Here is a 16,525-nt window from a genome sequence, read left to right as displayed (position 1 = left end):
GTGTGTCGGGGCGCTCCTGGTGGTGGTTGTGGTTGCAGTGTCCTGGGATTGGTTCAGCCCGAATGCACCAGCTCTGTTCTGCTGCCGCTCAGGCCCCTCAGGGTTTTCAGGAGCTCTGGGGTTGGTCTCTCCCGAAATTGCATAAGGAGTTCGCATGGCCGGCGTCGGTGCTGTCTTCGCTCGAGCGATATCGAGCGAGCCTCGGCCTGCAACCTTGCATCGAGGTCCCTGTCGATGTTCTGTTGCCCTGTGCCCCTGAGTGGCCCGCTGGCTTTGAGAGGTTGGAGCGCCCGCCCTTATCGATTCACTGGCGTGGACGTCGAGCTCTTTTGTCCTCGCTCTCATTGCAGCAAGCTGTCGCGGTGGTCGGCACAAGAAGGCCTTCCAACCACGGACTTCGGATGGCGGACAAGCTGGGTCGAGCCCTGGCCCAGGCTCATTGGCCAGTGGTCAGCGGTCTGGCTGAGGGCATTGATGCAGCTGCTCATCGAGCTTGTCTTCAGGCTGGCGGCAGTCCCGTCGCGGTGCTTGGCATGCCGCTGCATCGTGTTTATCCGCTAGAGCATCGCGCTTTGCAGCAGGAGGTCGCGCAGGCTGGCTTACTGATAACTGAGCTCCGTGATTCCGCGAGCGTCACGCGATCTAGTTTTGCTCTGCGCAATCGCTTGCTCGTCGCTGTGACCAAGGCTGTTGTGGTGGTGGAATGTCCAGAGAACAGTGGAGCGCTGCGTTCGGCAGCGATGGCGCGCTCTTTGGGAATCCCCGTCTGGGTTGTTCCAGGTGATGCTCTGCGGGAATCGTCTCAGGGCAATAATGCGTTGCTGCTGTCGGGGGGCACTGCCGCTGATCAACACTCAGGCTTTGATTGATCAACTTGGGGCAGGATCAGGATCTTGTGTCTCTTCTCTTGGGCAGGGTGATGCCTCTGTATTGCACTCAGAGAACCCTCAAACCTCCGACGCGGTGCAAACCCATTTACTGAGGCTGGTCGATGACGATTCCAGCTTCGACGAGATGGTGCACGCACTTCATTCCAATCCTGAACGTGTTGCTGCGGAGCTGCTGAAGCTTGAGCTGGAGGGTTTGGTGGTGGCGCAGCCAGGTCTGCGTTGGCGCTCGCTCTAGGTTGATTTCATGGAGTCCGCCTCATGTTCAGGACAGGAGTTGCTGGCTTGGCGTCGCCGACAGTTGCTGCGTGGTGGTCGGGCTGTTGATCTCGATTGGCTTCTGGCGATGGAGGCCAACCTGAGCTGGGCTGAATTGCAGCGGCTGCGCATCTTGCCTGAGTCAACCGCTTCTCTGGCCAGCACCCTCCAGGACCTGGAGAAGATCTGGGCCGTGCATCTTCAAAATCATGTTCCGTTGCAACATCTCGTCGGACGTTGTCCATGGCGCGATCTTGATCTTCAGATCAGCCCAGCCGCGCTGATTCCCCGTCAGGAGACCGAGCTTCTGATTGAGTTTGCGCTTGATTGTCTGCAGGATCCACTAGCGGCAGGCTATGCCTCTGCGGGTCGCTGGGCAGATCTGGGCACAGGCAGTGGAGCCCTGGCTATTGCACTCGCTCGCGCACTGCCGGGATGGGACGGACATGCTGTGGATCTCAGCGCTGCTGCTCTCGAGTTGGCGCAGATCAACCTCAACGCTTTGACGACGTCTCGGACATGGCAGCTGCATCAAGGGTCTTGGTGGGATCCCCTGGATCGCTGGTGGGGACACTTTGATCTTGTTGTCGCCAATCCGCCCTATATCCCCTCCGAGGTTGTGGAGGTGCTCGATCCTCTCGTTCGCGACCATGAACCAAGGCAGGCGCTGTGCGGCGGTGAGGATGGTTTGGATTGCTGCAGAGCGATTCTGGAACGGGCTCCTGAGGCGCTCTCTCCAGGCGGATGGCTTCTTCTAGAGCATCATCACGACCAGAGTGATCAGGTGCTTGGCCTGATGAGGTCCGCAGGACTGATGTTGTCCAGAGCACGCTCAGATCTCAGCGGTGTGAAGCGTTTTGCCATCGCTAGACGCCCCATTTGACTCGGATCTTGTTGCTCGCTCGTCCCCATGACCAACGATGAGTCCCCATTGATGTCAGCCAAGGAGTTGTCCCAACATCTCAGGGGTGGTGGAGCAGCTCTGCTGCCCACGGATACCTTGCCAGCTCTTGCCGCTGCTCCTGACCATGCGGCTCAGATCTGGACCCTCAAGAAGCGTCCGCAGGACAAACCACTGATCCTGATGGCAGCACAGGCTGATCAGTTACTGACACTCACCAGTGAAGACGCCAGAGTTGATGCTGAACCGCTGGCCCGTCGCTTCTGGCCAGGCGCACTCACTCTGGTGCTTCCTGTGGAGGGGCATCTGACTCAGCGCCTCAACCCTGGTCAATCAACCCTGGGCATGCGTATTCCAGATTGTGATGTCACCCGAGCCCTGCTGGCGCAGAGCGGTCCACTGGCCACAACCAGTGCCAATCCTTCCGGAGCTCCGCCAACTCAGAGCGCAGAAGAAGCTGCTATTGCTTTTCCAGATCTGCCGTTGCTGGCTCCTTTGCCCTGGCCTGATCCCTCTGGGCTGGCGAGCACCGTGATTGCCTGGACATCACCAGGTTGCTGGCAACTCCTGCGTCAAGGCGCTGTGATGGTTGATGTGATTGAGAGATCTCCCCCATGCTCTGGCTGATCGCGCTTGTGCTGGTGCTCCAGGCCCTCTTTCACTGGACGCTGGAGCCTGCGATCCGATGGTTCACGCCTTTGTTTGAACTGAGGGTGCTGCCTTTGTTGTTGGGCTTTGTAGGGATCTGGTTGCTGGCTGGGCGCACTGACTCAGATCGAGTGCCCTGAACAGTCCGATTTGAGTCCCGAGAAGCCGGCTGACGGATTTGAACCGACGACCTTCGCTTTACAAAAGCGCTGCTCTACCACTGAGCTAAGCCGGCAATCATCGAACTCTACCGGCGCACATCCGCTGATCCGCGCTGACCTGATGCATCCACCAGAGACTGAGCTGCAGTCGTGAACGACAGCCTGTCTTTCTAAGGGAACTGCTGATATGGCTTTCAACCGTTCGCACACTCAGAACCAGTGCTTCAGCGATTGCGTGCTTGCTGCAGCCCTGCAATAAAAGATTGAGCACGCCAATTTCGGCTGGTGTGAGCTGAAAGTTCGTCATGGATCAAGGGAAGTCCTGCTCTTGGGATTCCCCTCAATCGCAGTGCCGTCAATCTTGTGAGCTAGTCGCCATTGAACGTCGGATCGGCAGATTGGCCACGAGTGCTGTGACGCGATCTTCGGTCTCCAGGCTCACATCGCCTTCCTCGAGATCAATGTCCACGTATTTGGCCACGACTTCAAAGATTTCGCGTCGCATCTGATCCAGCGTTTCAGGGCTCAGGTCGCTGCGATCGTGAGCCAGAACCAGTTGCAAGCGTTCACGTGCGGTGGTTGCACTGGCGGGTTGACGGCGCAGGATTTTGTCGATCAAGTCTTGCAAGGTCATGGCGTTCAGAAAATCTTGGTTTGCATCAGTTGGCGCACCCTGGCGCGAATTCCCCGTCGTCCATCCTTCGCAGGGTCCATCAGAGGGATGTCCTCTCCTTGAAGGCGACGGGCGATGTTCCCGTAAGCCTTGGCTGCAGGAGAAGCACTTCCATTGAGTGTCAGAGGCTCCCCTCGGTTGGTGCTGACAATCACCTGTTCATCTTCAAGAACCAGGCCAAGCAGCGGTAGAGCCAGGATGTCGGTAACGTCATCGACCGCCAACATCTCCTGATTGGCCATCATTTTTGGCCTGACTCGATTCAGCACGAGCTGAACGGGTGAAACCCCATGGGTGTTGAGCAATCCGATCACTCGATCCGCGTCTCTGACTGCAGATACTTCCGGGGTCGTGATCACGATCGCTTCCTTCGCTGCTGCCACGGCATTCTTGAAGCCGTCTTCGATGCCTGCGGGGCAATCGATCAGCACGTAGTCGAAACGTTCCGACAGCATTCCAGCAATGGTCTGCATGTCTTCGGGTTTCAACCATTCGAGCATGCGTGGATTCCCCGCAGGCAGCAGTGCCAGGTTCGGCTCCTGTTTGTGCTTCACCAAGGCCTGATCAAGGCGGCAGGTTTCTGCCAGCACTTCCTGAGCGGTGAACACGATTCGATTTTCGAGTCCAAGCAACAGATCGAGATTTCTGAGGCCGAAGTCCGCATCGAGAACCACGGTGCGAGCCCCTTGCCCGGCTAGAGCAATGCCGAGATTGGCAGTGAGGGTGGTCTTGCCGACGCCGCCCTTTCCCGAGCAGATCAGGATCGTTCGCGAATTGGTCACGGGGTCCCGTTTTGATCGCGCCACCTTAATGGCATTAATTCATCTCGTCCGCCCGAAATCGATCAGATTTGCTGAGGCAAAAAGGGCGGACTGGCTGGCTCGATGGAGATGGCACCATCGAGAATGCAAGCCTGCTCGGCCAGACCAGGCTGGGGCCGATCCTCAGGACCTCGGGCCACAAGCTCCGCGATCCGCAGCTGAAGTGGCCTCAGTTGCAACGCCACGATCTTGGCGTTGCTGTTGCCCTTGCTGCCTGCGTGAGCCCGGCCTCGTAGGCGTCCCCAGACATAGACATCCCCCTCGGCGGACGCTGACCCCCCTGGATTCACGTCACCCACGATCAGCAAGTGACCTTGGGTTTCGATGTGATCACCGGACCGCAAGGTTCCCCGATGAACTGTGAGGTCAACCTTGGTTTTGGTCGCGTTCGGCTCATCATCCCTGGCTTCACGTGTGGGAATGACATTGCTGGCCTCGCGAACAGACAAACCCAGTGCCGCTGCGCTGATCAACGTGTCGCGGCAGCGCGTGATCAGCAGCTGAACGCCGTGTCCAGCCTGATCTAAAGCATGCAGCAGCTCGTCTAGATCGCGACAGCTCAGGCTCCAGTCTGCAATGTCTAGATCAAGATCACCTGGAGGGAGAGATGGCAGCTGTGCTGGAAGCCATTGCTGCCAGGAAACGGACCGGAACGCCGGCAGCCTGAGGCAGTAAGGAACCTGAGGTGTTGGTTCAGCGGTCATGGCCGGAGATTAGTGAGATCATCCGCCTAGCGAATGCTGGCCATGGCCACATGGAGTTCGGTTGTGATCTCTCCCGGGTGAATTAACCAGGCTGACGCCGCGGGAATCGCGAGGCTGTTGACCAGTGGTGAGCACTGTTCGAGCGCCTGAAGGCTTTGACCATCCCAAAGGCGCAATCCACCTCGATAGGGGTGATATCCGCGGATTTGATGGTGTCGAAGTCCGCAACACATTTCAGGGTCGAGGCCTGCTGCAGCGGCATAAGTCTGCGCTTTAGCCAGCAGTGCCAACTGTGTTGATGCATCCATCTGGCTGACATCGAGAGCTTTAAACAGTCGGCGGTTGAGGAATCGATCGCAGAGATCGGCAAGCGGCTCCGGTGCCTCCTCTCTCCATCGCTGAAAGTGATAACCGGTGCGCAGGTCGTCGTTGGCGAGATAACTGTGGAGGTCAAGCTCCTGGGTCTGCCATAGCCAAGCCTGCATGGTTTGGTCAGCCCAGATGCGACCAGGTCCCAGCAGTCGTGCTTGGCGGATCAACTGATCTAGCAACCAATTGCAAACCACATTGAGGCGGTGGTTATAGATGCTGCGGTACATCAGGCTGCGGACCACCAGGTAATGCTCCACCGCCATCAGCCCTTTCGGATGAATGGCCAATTCACCATCGGGCGCCAGGGTGATCGCACCAAGGATTCGATCAAGATCCAGCTGGCCATATCGGGCCCCTGTGCTGTAACTGTCGCGCAAGAGGTAATCCAGACGATCGCAGTCAAGTTGGCTGCTCACCAGGGCCTTGATGACGCCACGTTCTGCACGACCATGTTCGAGAAGATCGGCCACCGAGGCAGCTGTGCCTGTTGAAAACTGTTCGAGGGGGGCCTGAATGTCGGGGTGTTCCCGGATCACACGCGCTGACCACTGTTCGTGGTGCGTGCCAAACATCTCCTCTCCTGAATGGCTGAGAGGAGCATGGCCAAGGTCATGAAGCAGGGCGGCGGCGTAAAGCACACCCTTTTGTTTGTTCAGAGAGGGATCGAGCTCAATCAGGCGGCCCATCGCTCGGCGGGCGATGGCAAAGACACCCAGTGAGTGAGTGAATCGGCTGGATTCCGCCCCGTGAAACGTGAGGAATGCTGGGCCGAGCTGGCGGATACGCCTCAGTCGTTGAAAAGGAGCCGAGTCCACCAGCGCGAGCACCATGGCTTCGGCGGGTTGATCGGCGTCCAGGCTGATGCCGTGATGAAGTGGGTCGTGATAAGTGCGGGAGCCCATTCAGCTCGTTGGCTCCGCTTCAACGTCATCCGTGATCGGCATGGGATCTGGACTGGCCTGACTGGCTTCCTGATCAATCATCGACTGGAGCACGAGTTCGGCGTCGCTGAGCCAGCGATCGCCTTCTCCGCCGGGATTCAGTGGTTCCGGTCCGTCCAGGATCCTGTCTGGAGTGATGCCTTCGCCCTGAATGTCCCTCCCGCTGGGGGTGACATAGCCCGCCACCGTCACGGCGAGTCCACTGCCATCACTGAGGTTGGTCAGAGTCTGAATCAGGCCTTTGCCGAAGGTGTTGCTGCCAAGCAACAGCGATCGTTCATCGTCCTGAAGTGCGCCCGCAAGGATTTCGCTGGCGCTTGCCGTCCCCTCATTGACCAGCGTCACCATCGGTCCGCTGTAAAGCACTTCAGCTCCTGCCTGGATCGGATCGGCGATGCCGCTGCGATTTCGGGTCTCCACGATCGGCTGCTGATCCAGAAATGCATCGGCTACCGCAAGCCCTGCGCTGACCAGCCCCCCTGAGTTGTTGCGTAGATCAAGCACCAGCCCCTCAACGCTCTTGTCGGAGAGCTCGTCAATGGCTGCGCGAACCTGTTCGGGCACGCCTTCGCTGAACTGTGTGATCCGGATGTAACCGAGGGTGTGGGTGTCACTGCGCAGCCGCCTTGTCCGCACCGGCCGCAGATCGATGTTGCGTCGTTCCAAAGTGATTTCCTGCTGCTCGCCTTGCGGTGGCAGCAGGGTGAGCACCACCTGGGTTCCCACTGCTCCCCGGAGACGTGCCGCGATCGTTTCGAGGCCGAGCATCTCGACAGCCTCTCCATTCACGGCCATGACTTCAGTTCCACTGACGATGCCGGCTTCAGCTGCGGGGGACCCTTCCAGTGGAGCAATCACCACGGTTGCATTGCTGTCTTGGCGATGACCGAGCTGCAGGCCAATGCCGCTGAGGTTCCCCTCGTTACTGGCCTTCATCACTTCGTAGTCTGCAGGTCTCAGCAGGCGGGTGTAGGGGTCATTGAGCGGTAGCAGCATCGCCTCGATGGCGCTGTAAGCCTCTTCGCTGCTTTCAATCGTGTTTTCAAGAGCCTTCTGGCGAAGGCGTTTCCAGCGGATCCGATCGAACTGGTCAGGGTCCAGATAACCCTGGTTCACAAGACGCCAGCTTTCCACCACCAGTTGCTGCGCATCGTTGAGCGCCAGGGCCTGCGGGCTGGCAAGCAGAACGATGAGAATGGCACTCGCCAAACCAAAAGCCAGTCGTCGCAGACGATCTGACCATCCGTTAACAGTCGGCAACATTGGCTTCATCCCTGCCCGCAACTGGAACGACATCGGTAGACTCTCGCAATCCAAGCCCACCTCTGCATGGCGAACTCCTCACCTGTCTACGACTGGTTCCAGGAACGTCTTGAAATTCAGGACATTGCTGATGACATCAGCAGCAAGTACGTGCCTCCACACGTCAACATTTTTTACTGCCTCGGTGGAATCACACTTGTGTGTTTCCTGATTCAGTTCGCGACAGGTTTCGCGATGACCTTCTACTACAAGCCCACGGTCGCTGAGGCTTACACATCCGTCCAGTACCTGATGACGGATGTGAGTTTTGGATGGTTGATCCGCTCGGTCCACCGCTGGAGTGCCTCGATGATGGTGCTGATGCTGATCCTGCACGTTTTCCGGGTCTATCTCACTGGAGGTTTCAAGCGCCCCCGTGAACTCACCTGGGTCACCGGCGTCACGATGGCTGTGATCACTGTCTCCTTCGGCGTGACGGGCTATTCCCTTCCTTGGGATCAGGTCGGCTACTGGGCTGTGAAGATCGTTTCAGGTGTTCCTGCTGCCATCCCAGTGGTTGGAGACTTCATGGTTGAACTGCTCCGAGGCGGTGAAAGTGTTGGCCAGTCCACACTGACTCGCTTCTACAGCCTTCATACCTTTGTGATGCCATGGCTTCTGGCGGTGTTCATGCTGATGCACTTCTTGATGATCCGGAAGCAAGGTATTTCTGGTCCCTTGTGATCCGTTTCATTCTCTGAGCGCTCTGTCGTTCAGCCCCCCTGGTCTGCTTAAGGTTCAAACAACACCCCCTGATCCATGCACATCCTCAAGAAGCCGGATCTGAACGATCCCAAAATGCGCGCCAAGCTCGCTAAGGGCATGGGCCACAACTATTACGGCGAACCTGCCTGGCCGAACGACCTCCTCTACATCTTCCCGGTCGTGATCCTGGGCACCATTGCCTGCATTGTCGGACTCGCCGTCCTGGATCCCGCCATGCTTGGCGACAAGGCTGATCCCTTCGCAACTCCTCTGGAAATCCTCCCTGAGTGGTACTTGTATCCCGTTTTCCAGATCCTGAGGGTTGTTCCCAACAAGCTTCTGGGAATCGCTCTTCAGACCCTTGTTCCTCTCGGTCTGATGTTGGTTCCTTTCATCGAGAGCTTCAACAAGTTCCAGAACCCTTTCCGCCGCCCTGTCGCGATGGCTGTGTTCCTGTTTGGTACAGCAACAACCATCTACCTCGGTATTGGTGCAGCAATGCCCATCGATAAATCTCTGACCTTGGGACTCTTCTGATTTTCCTTGAGATGGATCTCTTTGGCCCAACCCTATGGCTGGGCTTTTTTAATGGTGATCCCAGTCGTGAATAGTGTCTTCAGGAAACTCATCCGCAGGGTCAGGAACAGCTCCTTCATCGAGATCCAGAAGCATTACGTCATCTGGATTGACGCGCAGGAAGTGGTGGAGCAGCAGAAAACCAACAATCGTCCAGGTCTGGTAGGTCCTCGACTGTTGGCCCACCCAGGTCCCTGTTGGGCCATCGAAGTATTCAGCCCACTGTTGCCTTGGTAATTGGTTGAGATGACTCCAATAGCACTCCTCCAGCAGTGCTTTCATCTGCCCCATCAGCAGGACATCGGCATGGGGATGGCGGCGCTCGTGCAGAAGGATGGAGCCACCGAAGAACCACAACAGGCTTGGCCAGTGACCACCGTTGTGATAGCTCCAGGGCCAGTTTTTCGGATCCGACCCGGTCTTGTTCTGCCACTCAAGGCTTTCCATCGGAGGGTGGCAGATGCGCATGGGCATCTCGGCCATCAGGTGGTCGCGGTTGTGCAGTGTCAAGCGGAACAGTGCACGTTGTTGTGGGGCCGTCAGCAGTCCGAACAGGCAGCCGAGTGAATTTCCGAGGCTGTAGAAGCGGAAGTCAGGTCGTCCTGTGCGCATGTTGCCGATCAGGTAGCCCCCACGGTTTTCGAGCCAGTCCTGCAGCCAGTCAGGAATGACTTGAGGCTGAACATTGAATTCGTTTTGGTGCTGGTTGTCTCCGTACTGTTCGGTCGGTCTGCGACGCAGCACCTGCATGGTTTTGCTCGTGACCCAGTAGTGCTTGAGAAGAAACTGGCGAAGGTCGTGAACCCACTGGCGGGTTAGCACCAGTCGTTGGTCCAGCAGCCTGCTGTTGTGGTGCTTTCGTCCCAGCTCCATGAGCTGAGTGCAGCAACGCAGAGATCCGTACAGCAACACCTCCACTTCCAGTGGTGCACCCCAGACGTCCATCGGACGATCAATCATGAAAGCGCAGTCCGGCACGAACAGCACCGGAGTTCCTTCAAAGGTGGGATGCAACACAAGGTCCAGCAGCAGCTGAACACCGCGCTGAACAGCCTGACTGGAGGCGAACTCCTCGTCTCCACTGGACTTCACGTACATCCAGCAAAGAACCGGCCACCAGAGACTTGCGTCGACTGAGGTGATCCGACCGATGGAGCGTTGGCCATAGTCCGCAATCAGATGTCCTTCCTCTTCCACGAAGCTGGTGGGAAAGACTCCTCGTGTCTGGTAAGTGGTGCTCTGCAGGTCAAGGCAGATGGTCAGGAACTGACGGACAATGTCGAATCGTTTCTGCGTCAGCAGGTAGACCATCACGGGAACGTTGTCCCTCAGGAAGATCTCGCCGTAGTTGAGAGCTTCGTCGTGACGGGGATGTTCCAGGGCGGCGACGCTGCCAGCAAGGTGTCCGCGCAGGGGAATCAGCGTTCGCTCGAAGTGCTCGCGGGCCTTCTGGACCACCTGGTCTTCCTTTGAGCTCGGTCGGACACGCTGGTTCTGCTGGCTGAAGCGTCCTGCCATGATCCGTTGCGTGTAGCCAAAACGTAGTGCTGGCTTTCGATTGCGGCAGTGGAAGCAAGTCTTGAGATGCGATCAGTTGCGTTAGGGGATGTTTGTGAGTTATGTTTTTGGACTGCGCGGCAGGCGGAAGCCTGGAGCGCAGCCACTGAACATGAAGAGCGCGAGCTTGTAATGTTTAGAGGTGCTTACAAGGCCAAGAGGGAGCGATCCCACGGTGTTGTAGGTTTCACAAGCGGTCGCGAGACCGCACCGCCAACCGTTCCTGATAGGGAACGCGACGGCAGAACCTGGACAATCGAAAAGTTTAGGAACTGACGCTTTCATCGCGTCGAGTTTCGGTTGCTGAGCTGAAAGGTTTGGTGATTGAGCTTGATGATATAGCGATGTAAGTGTGAGGTCCCGTCAACAATTTTTAGTTGCAAAGAAGCAGCGTGCTTACAAGATTGGAAGTTTTCACGAGCTTTTAATGTTGTCGGTGTGCGCGTTGTGGAGCAACGACCGGATCTGAGATCCTGGAAAGTCACGAGGGAGAGATTCTAAGTGCACTCTTAAGAACCCTTCTGTCAGAGGAAGGTGGTTTTAACTGCAATCAGTGCGCCAGTGCTGATGAGTGGGTAAAGCAAATCAAGTTGAAGAGGTGAAAGCCTTTAAGAGGACTTGATCTACAACGGAGAGTTTGATCCTGGCTCAGGATGAACGCTGGCGGCGTGCTTAACACATGCAAGTCGAACGAACCTTCGGGTTAGTGGCGGACGGGTGAGTAACGCGTGGGAATCTGCCCTCAGGAGGGGGATAACGGCTGGAAACGGCCGCTAATACCCCATATGCCGAGAGGTGAAATGAATTTCGCCTGAGGATGAGCCCGCGTCTGATTAGCTAGTTGGTGAGGTAAGAGCTCACCAAGGCATCGATCAGTAGCTGGTCTGAGAGGATGATCAGCCACACTGGGACTGAGACACGGCCCAGACTCCTACGGGAGGCAGCAGTGGGGAATTTTCCGCAATGGGCGAAAGCCTGACGGAGCAACGCCGCGTGAGGGATGAAGGCCTCTGGGCTGTAAACCTCTTTTCTCAAGGAAGAAGATCTGACGGTACTTGAGGAATAAGCCACGGCTAATTCCGTGCCAGCAGCCGCGGTAATACGGGAGTGGCAAGCGTTATCCGGAATTATTGGGCGTAAAGCGTCCGCAGGCGGCCTTTCAAGTCTGCTGTTAAAACGTGGAGCTTAACTCCATCATGGCAGTGGAAACTGTTGGGCTTGAGTGTGGTAGGGGCAGAGGGAATTCCCGGTGTAGCGGTGAAATGCGTAGATATCGGGAAGAACACCAGTGGCGAAGGCGCTCTGCTGGGCCATAACTGACGCTCATGGACGAAAGCCAGGGGAGCGAAAGGGATTAGATACCCCTGTAGTCCTGGCCGTAAACGATGAACACTAGGTGTCGGGGGAATCGACCCCCTCGGTGTCGTAGCCAACGCGTTAAGTGTTCCGCCTGGGGAGTACGCACGCAAGTGTGAAACTCAAAGGAATTGACGGGGGCCCGCACAAGCGGTGGAGTATGTGGTTTAATTCGATGCAACGCGAAGAACCTTACCAGGGTTTGACATCCTGCGAATCTCTTGGAAACGAGAGAGTGCCCTCGGGAACGCAGTGACAGGTGGTGCATGGCTGTCGTCAGCTCGTGTCGTGAGATGTTGGGTTAAGTCCCGCAACGAGCGCAACCCACGTCTTTAGTTGCCAGCATTTAGTTGGGCACTCTAGAGAGACCGCCGGTGATAAACCGGAGGAAGGTGTGGATGACGTCAAGTCATCATGCCCCTTACATCCTGGGCTACACACGTACTACAATGCTACGGACAAAGAGCAGCAAGTTCGCGAGGACAAGCAAATCTCATAAACCGTGGCTCAGTTCAGATCGTAGGCTGCAACTCGCCTACGTGAAGGAGGAATCGCTAGTAATCGCAGGTCAGCATACTGCGGTGAATACGTTCCCGGGCCTTGTACACACCGCCCGTCACACCATGGAAGTTGGCCACGCCCGAAGCCGTTACTCCAACCCTTGTGGAGGAGGACGTCGAAGGTGGGGCTGATGACTGGGGTGAAGTCGTAACAAGGTAGCCGTACCGGAAGGTGCGGCTGGATCACCTCCTAACAGGGAGACAAACAATGATTTTGATGTCTGAGTACTTAATTCTTAGGCCAAAATCCTGTCACCTTAGGTCGATCGGTACCTCAATTTTGAAGTCAAGAATGCATAGAGATATGGATTGCTTGATGGAAATTTTCAGTTCCTAAACTTTGTCTAGGTCACATCCCACAAGGGTTGAGTCTTCCTGGGCCATTAGCTCAGGTGGTTAGAGCGCACCCCTGATAAGGGTGAGGTCCCTGGTTCAAGTCCAGGATGGCCCATTCGGTGTTGGGGGTTTAGCTCAGTTGGTAGAGCGCCTGCTTTGCAAGCAGGATGTCAGGAGTTCGAGTCTCCTAACCTCCACTGATCGAACTCAATCTCCATCTTCTGAATGATGGAAGGTGAACTCGAATGTGATGTGATTTAGATCTGTCCGCTGGCATGACCCCAGCTTCCTGTCATTCTGAAATGACGTGAATTATCACGACCTTTTGGTTGATAAGATGCTGGGCTCGAACTGTTTTATCAGTTTGATGTCTAGCAGAACCTTGACAACTGCATAGGAAAAAGTCTGTAAGAATAAAGCATCTCTCATGGATGCATCATTCTTTTTTAGGATGATGTCAATTCTTGAGCAAGAGCCGAGACTCCATAACGTTCTTCTAATTGTGTCGAGCAATTGGGAGTTTGATGATTGATTCAGCAATGAATCGTTCAGAATCTGTTTCAACGACAGCAAGCGTTTTGGAGATGAATGGTCAAGCTACAAAGAGCTCACGGCGGATACCTTGGCACACAGAGGCGATGAAGGACGTGGTTACCTGCGATAAGTCTCGGGGAGCTGGAAACACGCTTTGATCCGGGAATTTCCGAATGGGGCAACCCTTAGAACGGCCAGCTGAATCCATAGGCTGGCACGAGCCAACCCAGCGAACTGAAACATCTTAGTAGCTGGAGGAAAGGAAAGTAAAAACGACTCCCTGAGTAGCGGCGAGCGAACGGGGAAGAGCCTAAACCGATGGTTTCGACCATCGGGGTTGTGGGACAGCAATGTGGAAAAGGGATGTTAGTGGAAGTGTTTGAAAGACACGCCAAAGAAGGTGAAAGCCCCGTACACGAAAACTGAACTGACCTAGCTGTATCCCGAGTAGCACGGAGCACGTGAAATTCCGTGTGAATCCGCGAGGACCACCTCGTAAGGCTAAGTACTACTGTGTGACCGATAGCGAAACAGTACCGCGAGGGAAAGGTGAAAAGAACCCCGGGAGGGGAGTGAAATAGAACATGAAACCGTGAGCTTACAAGCAATGGGAGCCCGACTAATCGGGTGACCGTGTGCCTGTTGAAGAATGAGCCGGCGACTTATAGGTACTGGCGGGTTAAACCGGAAATGGTGGAGCCATAGCGAAAGCGAGTCTGAATAGGGCGTTTGTCAGTATTTATAGACCCGAACCCGGGTGATCTAACCATGGCCAGGATGAAGCTTGGGTGATACCAAGTGGAGGTCCCAACCAACTGACGTTGAAAAGTCACTGGATGAGCTGTGGTTAGCGGTGAAATGCCAATCGAACCCGGAGCTAGCTGGTTCTCCCCGAAATACGTTGAGGCGTAGCGTCTCGTGCTCCAGCAGGGGGGTAAAGCCACCATTTCGGTGCGGGCTGCGAGAGCGGTACCAAATCGAGATGAACTCTGAATACCCTGTGTGTAGCGAGGCAGTCAGACTGTGGGGGATAAGCTCCATGGTCGAGAGGGAAACAGCCCAGACCGCCAGCTAAGGTCCCCAAATCAACGCTAAGTGATAAAGGAGGTGGGATTGCCCAGACAACCAGGAGGTTTGCCTAGAAGCAGCCATCCTCAAAGGAGTGCGTAATAGCTCACTGGTCGAGCGATCCTGCGCCGAAAATGAACGGGGCTAAGCGTTGTACCGAAGCTGCGGATTTATGGTAGGGGAGCGTTCTATGTGGGGCGAAGCGTTAGCGTGAGCGGGCGTGGACTGCATAGAAGTGAGAATGTCGGCTTGAGTAGCGAAAACATGGGTGAGAATCCCATGCACCGAAACCCTAAGGGTTCCTCCGGCAGGCTCGTCCGCGGAGGGTTAGTCTGGTCCTAAGGTCAGGCCGAAAGGCGTAGTCGATGGATAACAGGTCAACATTCCTGTACCGGTTATGTTTTGGGAAGAGGGACGGAGAAGGCTAGCCGAGCCAGACGTTGGTTACTGGTTCAAGCGTTCGAGGCTATGAGGAGCGGCGAAAACGTTCCGAGCTGAGGCGTGAGTACGAGCTGCTACGGCAGCGAAGTCGGTGATGTCATGCTTCCAAGAAAAGCTCTATACCCGTTAAGGCATAACTGCCAGTACCCGAAACCGACACAGGTGGGGTGGTAGAGAATACCGAGGTGCGCGAGGTAACTCTCTCTAAGGAACTCGGCAAATTAGCCCCGTAACTTCGGGAGAAGGGGTGCCACCGCAAGGTGGTCGCAGTGAAAAGGCCCTGGCGACTGTTTACCAAAAACACAGGTCTCCGCTAAGTCGCAAGACGATGTATGGGGGCTGACGCCTGCCCAGTGCCGGAAGGTTAAGGAAGCCGGTCAGCGTAAGCGAAGCTGGCGACTGAAGCCCCGGTGAACGGCGGCCGTAACTATAACGGTCCTAAGGTAGCGAAATTCCTTGTCGGGTAAGTTCCGACCCGCACGAAAGGCGTAACGATCAGGGCGCTGTCTCGGAGAGAGGCTCGGCGAAATAGAATTGTCTGTGAAGATGCGGACTACATACACCCGGACAGAAAGACCCTATGAAGCTTTACTGTAGCTTGGTATTGTGCCCGGGCTCTGAATGCGCAGGATAGGTGGGAGACGTTGATCTAGTGCTCGTGGGTACTAGGGAGTCAATGGTGAGATACCACTCTTTCAGAGCTAGGGTTCTAACGTTCACCCGTTATCCGGGGAGCGGACAGTATCAGGTGGGCAGTTTGACTGGGGCGGTCGCCTCCTAAAAGGTAACGGAGGCGCACAAAGGTTTCCTCAGGCTGGTTGGAAATCAGCTGACGAGTGCAAAAGCAGAAGGAAGCTTGACTGTGAGACCTACAAGTCGAACAGGGACGAAAGTCGGTTTTAGTGATCCGACGGTTCTGAGTGGAAGGGCCGTCGCTCAACGGATAAAAGTTACTCTAGGGATAACAGGCTGATCTCCCCCAAGAGTTCACATCGACGGGGAGGTTTGGCACCTCGATGTCGGCTCATCGCAACCTGGGGCTGAAGTCGGTCCCAAGGGTTGGGCTGTTCGCCCATTAAAGCGGTACGCGAGCTGGGTTCAGAACGTCGTGAGACAGTTCGGTCCATATCCGGTGTATGCGTAGGAATATTGAGAGGATTTCTCCCTAGTACGAGAGGACCGGGAGGAACGCACCTCTGGTGTACCAGTTATCGTGCCAACGGTAAACGCTGGGTAGCCATGTGCGGAGTGGATAACCGCTGAAAGCATCTAAGTGGGAAGCCCACCTCAAGATGAGTATTCCCATGGGGTAACCCAGTAAGGTCACGGGAAGAACACCCGTTGATAGGCTCTACGTCGAAGTCCAGTAATGGATGCAGCGGAGGAGTACTAATAGACCGAGGGCTTGACCATGATTTGGTTCTTGCCTGAGGCGATGATTTATTCGATTCAGACGCATGATCAACGATGAAAGTTGTTGGTTATGTCCTATGCAGTTCTCAGGGTTCAACCTTGGGAATGTTTTCTATCCTGGTGTCCATAGCGTTGTGGAACCACTCCGATCCATCTCGAACTCGGTTGTGAAACGCAGCAGCGGCGACGATATTTGGGGGGTAGCCCCCTGAGAAAATAGCTCGATGCCAGGTAAAACATTTCTGTCACGCATGTGATGCGAAGAAAGCCACCCTTGAGGGGTGGCTTTTTTTGTGCCCTGGCGCATTTTG

At 55.8% G+C, this 16,525-nt stretch carries 14 protein-coding genes, 3 tRNA genes and 3 rRNA genes; 12 read left to right on the top strand and 8 right to left on the bottom strand.

The window, feature by feature from the left end; translation table 11 throughout:
• The first annotated feature begins 2 nt into the window (after positions 1-2).
• The 5 genes from SIB42_RS00100 to SIB42_RS00080 all read left to right on the top strand — a co-directional run bounded on the left by SIB42_RS00100 (position 3) and on the right by SIB42_RS00080 (position 2,834).
• Positions 3-869, top strand: coding sequence for a DNA-processing protein DprA (locus SIB42_RS00100; protein ID WP_413328189.1), 867 nt, complete (start codon positions 3-5; stop codon positions 867-869).
• 61 nt (positions 870-930) lie between these two features.
• Positions 931-1,125, top strand: coding sequence for a hypothetical protein (locus SIB42_RS00095; RefSeq protein ID WP_369818453.1), 195 nt, complete (start codon positions 931-933; stop codon positions 1,123-1,125).
• A 9-nt stretch (positions 1,126-1,134) separates the two neighbouring features.
• On the top strand, positions 1,135-2,028 hold the full coding sequence (gene prmC, locus SIB42_RS00090; RefSeq protein WP_067095537.1) for a peptide chain release factor N(5)-glutamine methyltransferase: 894 nt from the start codon (positions 1,135-1,137) through the stop codon (positions 2,026-2,028).
• A gap of 27 nt (positions 2,029-2,055) precedes the next feature.
• Entirely contained in the window at positions 2,056-2,673 is a 618-nt protein-coding gene (locus SIB42_RS00085) for an L-threonylcarbamoyladenylate synthase (RefSeq protein WP_067095540.1), read from the top strand.
• Complete coding sequence (locus SIB42_RS00080) at positions 2,661-2,834, top strand: hypothetical protein (RefSeq protein WP_197459891.1); 174 nt, start codon at positions 2,661-2,663, stop codon at positions 2,832-2,834. The genes SIB42_RS00085 and SIB42_RS00080 overlap by 13 nt, the downstream gene beginning before the upstream one ends.
• A 23-nt stretch (positions 2,835-2,857) precedes the next feature.
• On the opposite strand, the gene SIB42_RS00075 is transcribed toward SIB42_RS00080, so the two are convergent.
• The 7 genes from SIB42_RS00075 to ctpZ all read right to left on the bottom strand — a co-directional run bounded on the left by SIB42_RS00075 (position 2,858) and on the right by ctpZ (position 7,629).
• Positions 2,858-2,929: transfer RNA gene (locus SIB42_RS00075), tRNA-Thr, on the bottom strand.
• Positions 2,930-2,931: 2 nt separating this feature from the next.
• Positions 2,932-3,162, bottom strand: coding sequence for a response regulator transcription factor (locus tag SIB42_RS00070; protein ID WP_067095543.1), 231 nt, complete (start codon positions 3,160-3,162; stop codon positions 2,932-2,934).
• Between the two features lie 48 nt (positions 3,163-3,210).
• The gene (minE, locus tag SIB42_RS00065; RefSeq protein ID WP_067095546.1) at positions 3,211-3,489 is read right to left on the bottom strand and encodes a cell division topological specificity factor MinE; all 279 of its coding nucleotides are present in this window, start codon (positions 3,487-3,489) and stop codon (positions 3,211-3,213) included.
• Between the two features lie 5 nt (positions 3,490-3,494).
• Positions 3,495-4,310, bottom strand: a complete 816-nt coding sequence (gene minD, locus SIB42_RS00060; protein ID WP_067095549.1) for a septum site-determining protein MinD — start codon at positions 4,308-4,310, stop codon at positions 3,495-3,497.
• Positions 4,311-4,372: 62 nt separating this feature from the next.
• Positions 4,373-5,053 carry a septum site-determining protein MinC gene (gene minC, locus SIB42_RS00055; RefSeq protein ID WP_067095552.1) on the bottom strand — a complete coding sequence of 227 codons (681 nt, stop codon included), beginning with the start codon at positions 5,051-5,053 and terminating at the stop codon, positions 4,373-4,375.
• Positions 5,054-5,079: 26 nt separating this feature from the next.
• On the bottom strand, positions 5,080-6,327 hold the full coding sequence (locus SIB42_RS00050) for an HD domain-containing protein (protein ID WP_067095556.1): 1,248 nt from the start codon (positions 6,325-6,327) through the stop codon (positions 5,080-5,082).
• Positions 6,328-7,629: a carboxyl-terminal processing protease CtpZ gene (gene ctpZ / locus SIB42_RS00045; protein WP_197459892.1), complete on the bottom strand. Its 1,302-nt coding sequence runs from the start codon at positions 7,627-7,629 to the stop codon at positions 6,328-6,330.
• A gap of 66 nt (positions 7,630-7,695) precedes the next feature.
• Here ctpZ and petB point away from each other — a divergent pair, with 66 nt between their 5' ends.
• The gene (gene petB / locus SIB42_RS00040) at positions 7,696-8,352 is read left to right on the top strand and encodes a cytochrome b6 (RefSeq protein WP_007100534.1); all 657 of its coding nucleotides are present in this window, start codon (positions 7,696-7,698) and stop codon (positions 8,350-8,352) included.
• A 75-nt stretch (positions 8,353-8,427) separates the two neighbouring features.
• The gene (gene petD, locus SIB42_RS00035; protein ID WP_067095562.1) at positions 8,428-8,910 is read left to right on the top strand and encodes a cytochrome b6-f complex subunit IV; all 483 of its coding nucleotides are present in this window, start codon (positions 8,428-8,430) and stop codon (positions 8,908-8,910) included.
• 48 nt (positions 8,911-8,958) lie between these two features.
• On the opposite strand, the gene SIB42_RS00030 is transcribed toward petD, so the two are convergent.
• Positions 8,959-10,467 carry a glycoside hydrolase 100 family protein gene (locus SIB42_RS00030; protein ID WP_067095565.1) on the bottom strand — a complete coding sequence of 503 codons (1,509 nt, stop codon included), beginning with the start codon at positions 10,465-10,467 and terminating at the stop codon, positions 8,959-8,961.
• Between the two features lie 664 nt (positions 10,468-11,131).
• Between SIB42_RS00030 and SIB42_RS00025 the strand changes: the two genes are divergently transcribed.
• The 5 genes from SIB42_RS00025 to rrf all read left to right on the top strand — a co-directional run bounded on the left by SIB42_RS00025 (position 11,132) and on the right by rrf (position 16,447).
• Positions 11,132-12,616: ribosomal RNA gene (locus tag SIB42_RS00025) — 16S ribosomal RNA — on the top strand.
• A 183-nt stretch (positions 12,617-12,799) separates the two neighbouring features.
• Positions 12,800-12,873 (top strand) — tRNA-Ile (locus tag SIB42_RS00020).
• Positions 12,874-12,882: 9 nt separating this feature from the next.
• A tRNA-Ala gene (locus tag SIB42_RS00015) sits at positions 12,883-12,955 on the top strand.
• Positions 12,956-13,348: 393 nt separating this feature from the next.
• Positions 13,349-16,214 (top strand): 23S ribosomal RNA (locus tag SIB42_RS00010).
• A gap of 116 nt (positions 16,215-16,330) precedes the next feature.
• Positions 16,331-16,447: ribosomal RNA gene (rrf, locus tag SIB42_RS00005) — 5S ribosomal RNA — on the top strand.
• The 16S, 23S and 5S rRNA genes sit together here with 2 tRNA genes alongside, the layout of an rRNA operon.
• Positions 16,448-16,525: the final 78 nt, after the last annotated feature.

This window comes from Synechococcus sp. MIT S9508, from assembly GCF_047303045.1.
GTDB lineage: Bacteria > Cyanobacteriota > Cyanobacteriia > PCC-6307 > Cyanobiaceae > Synechococcus_C.
This window is presented reverse-complemented; position numbering and strand designations above follow the sequence as displayed.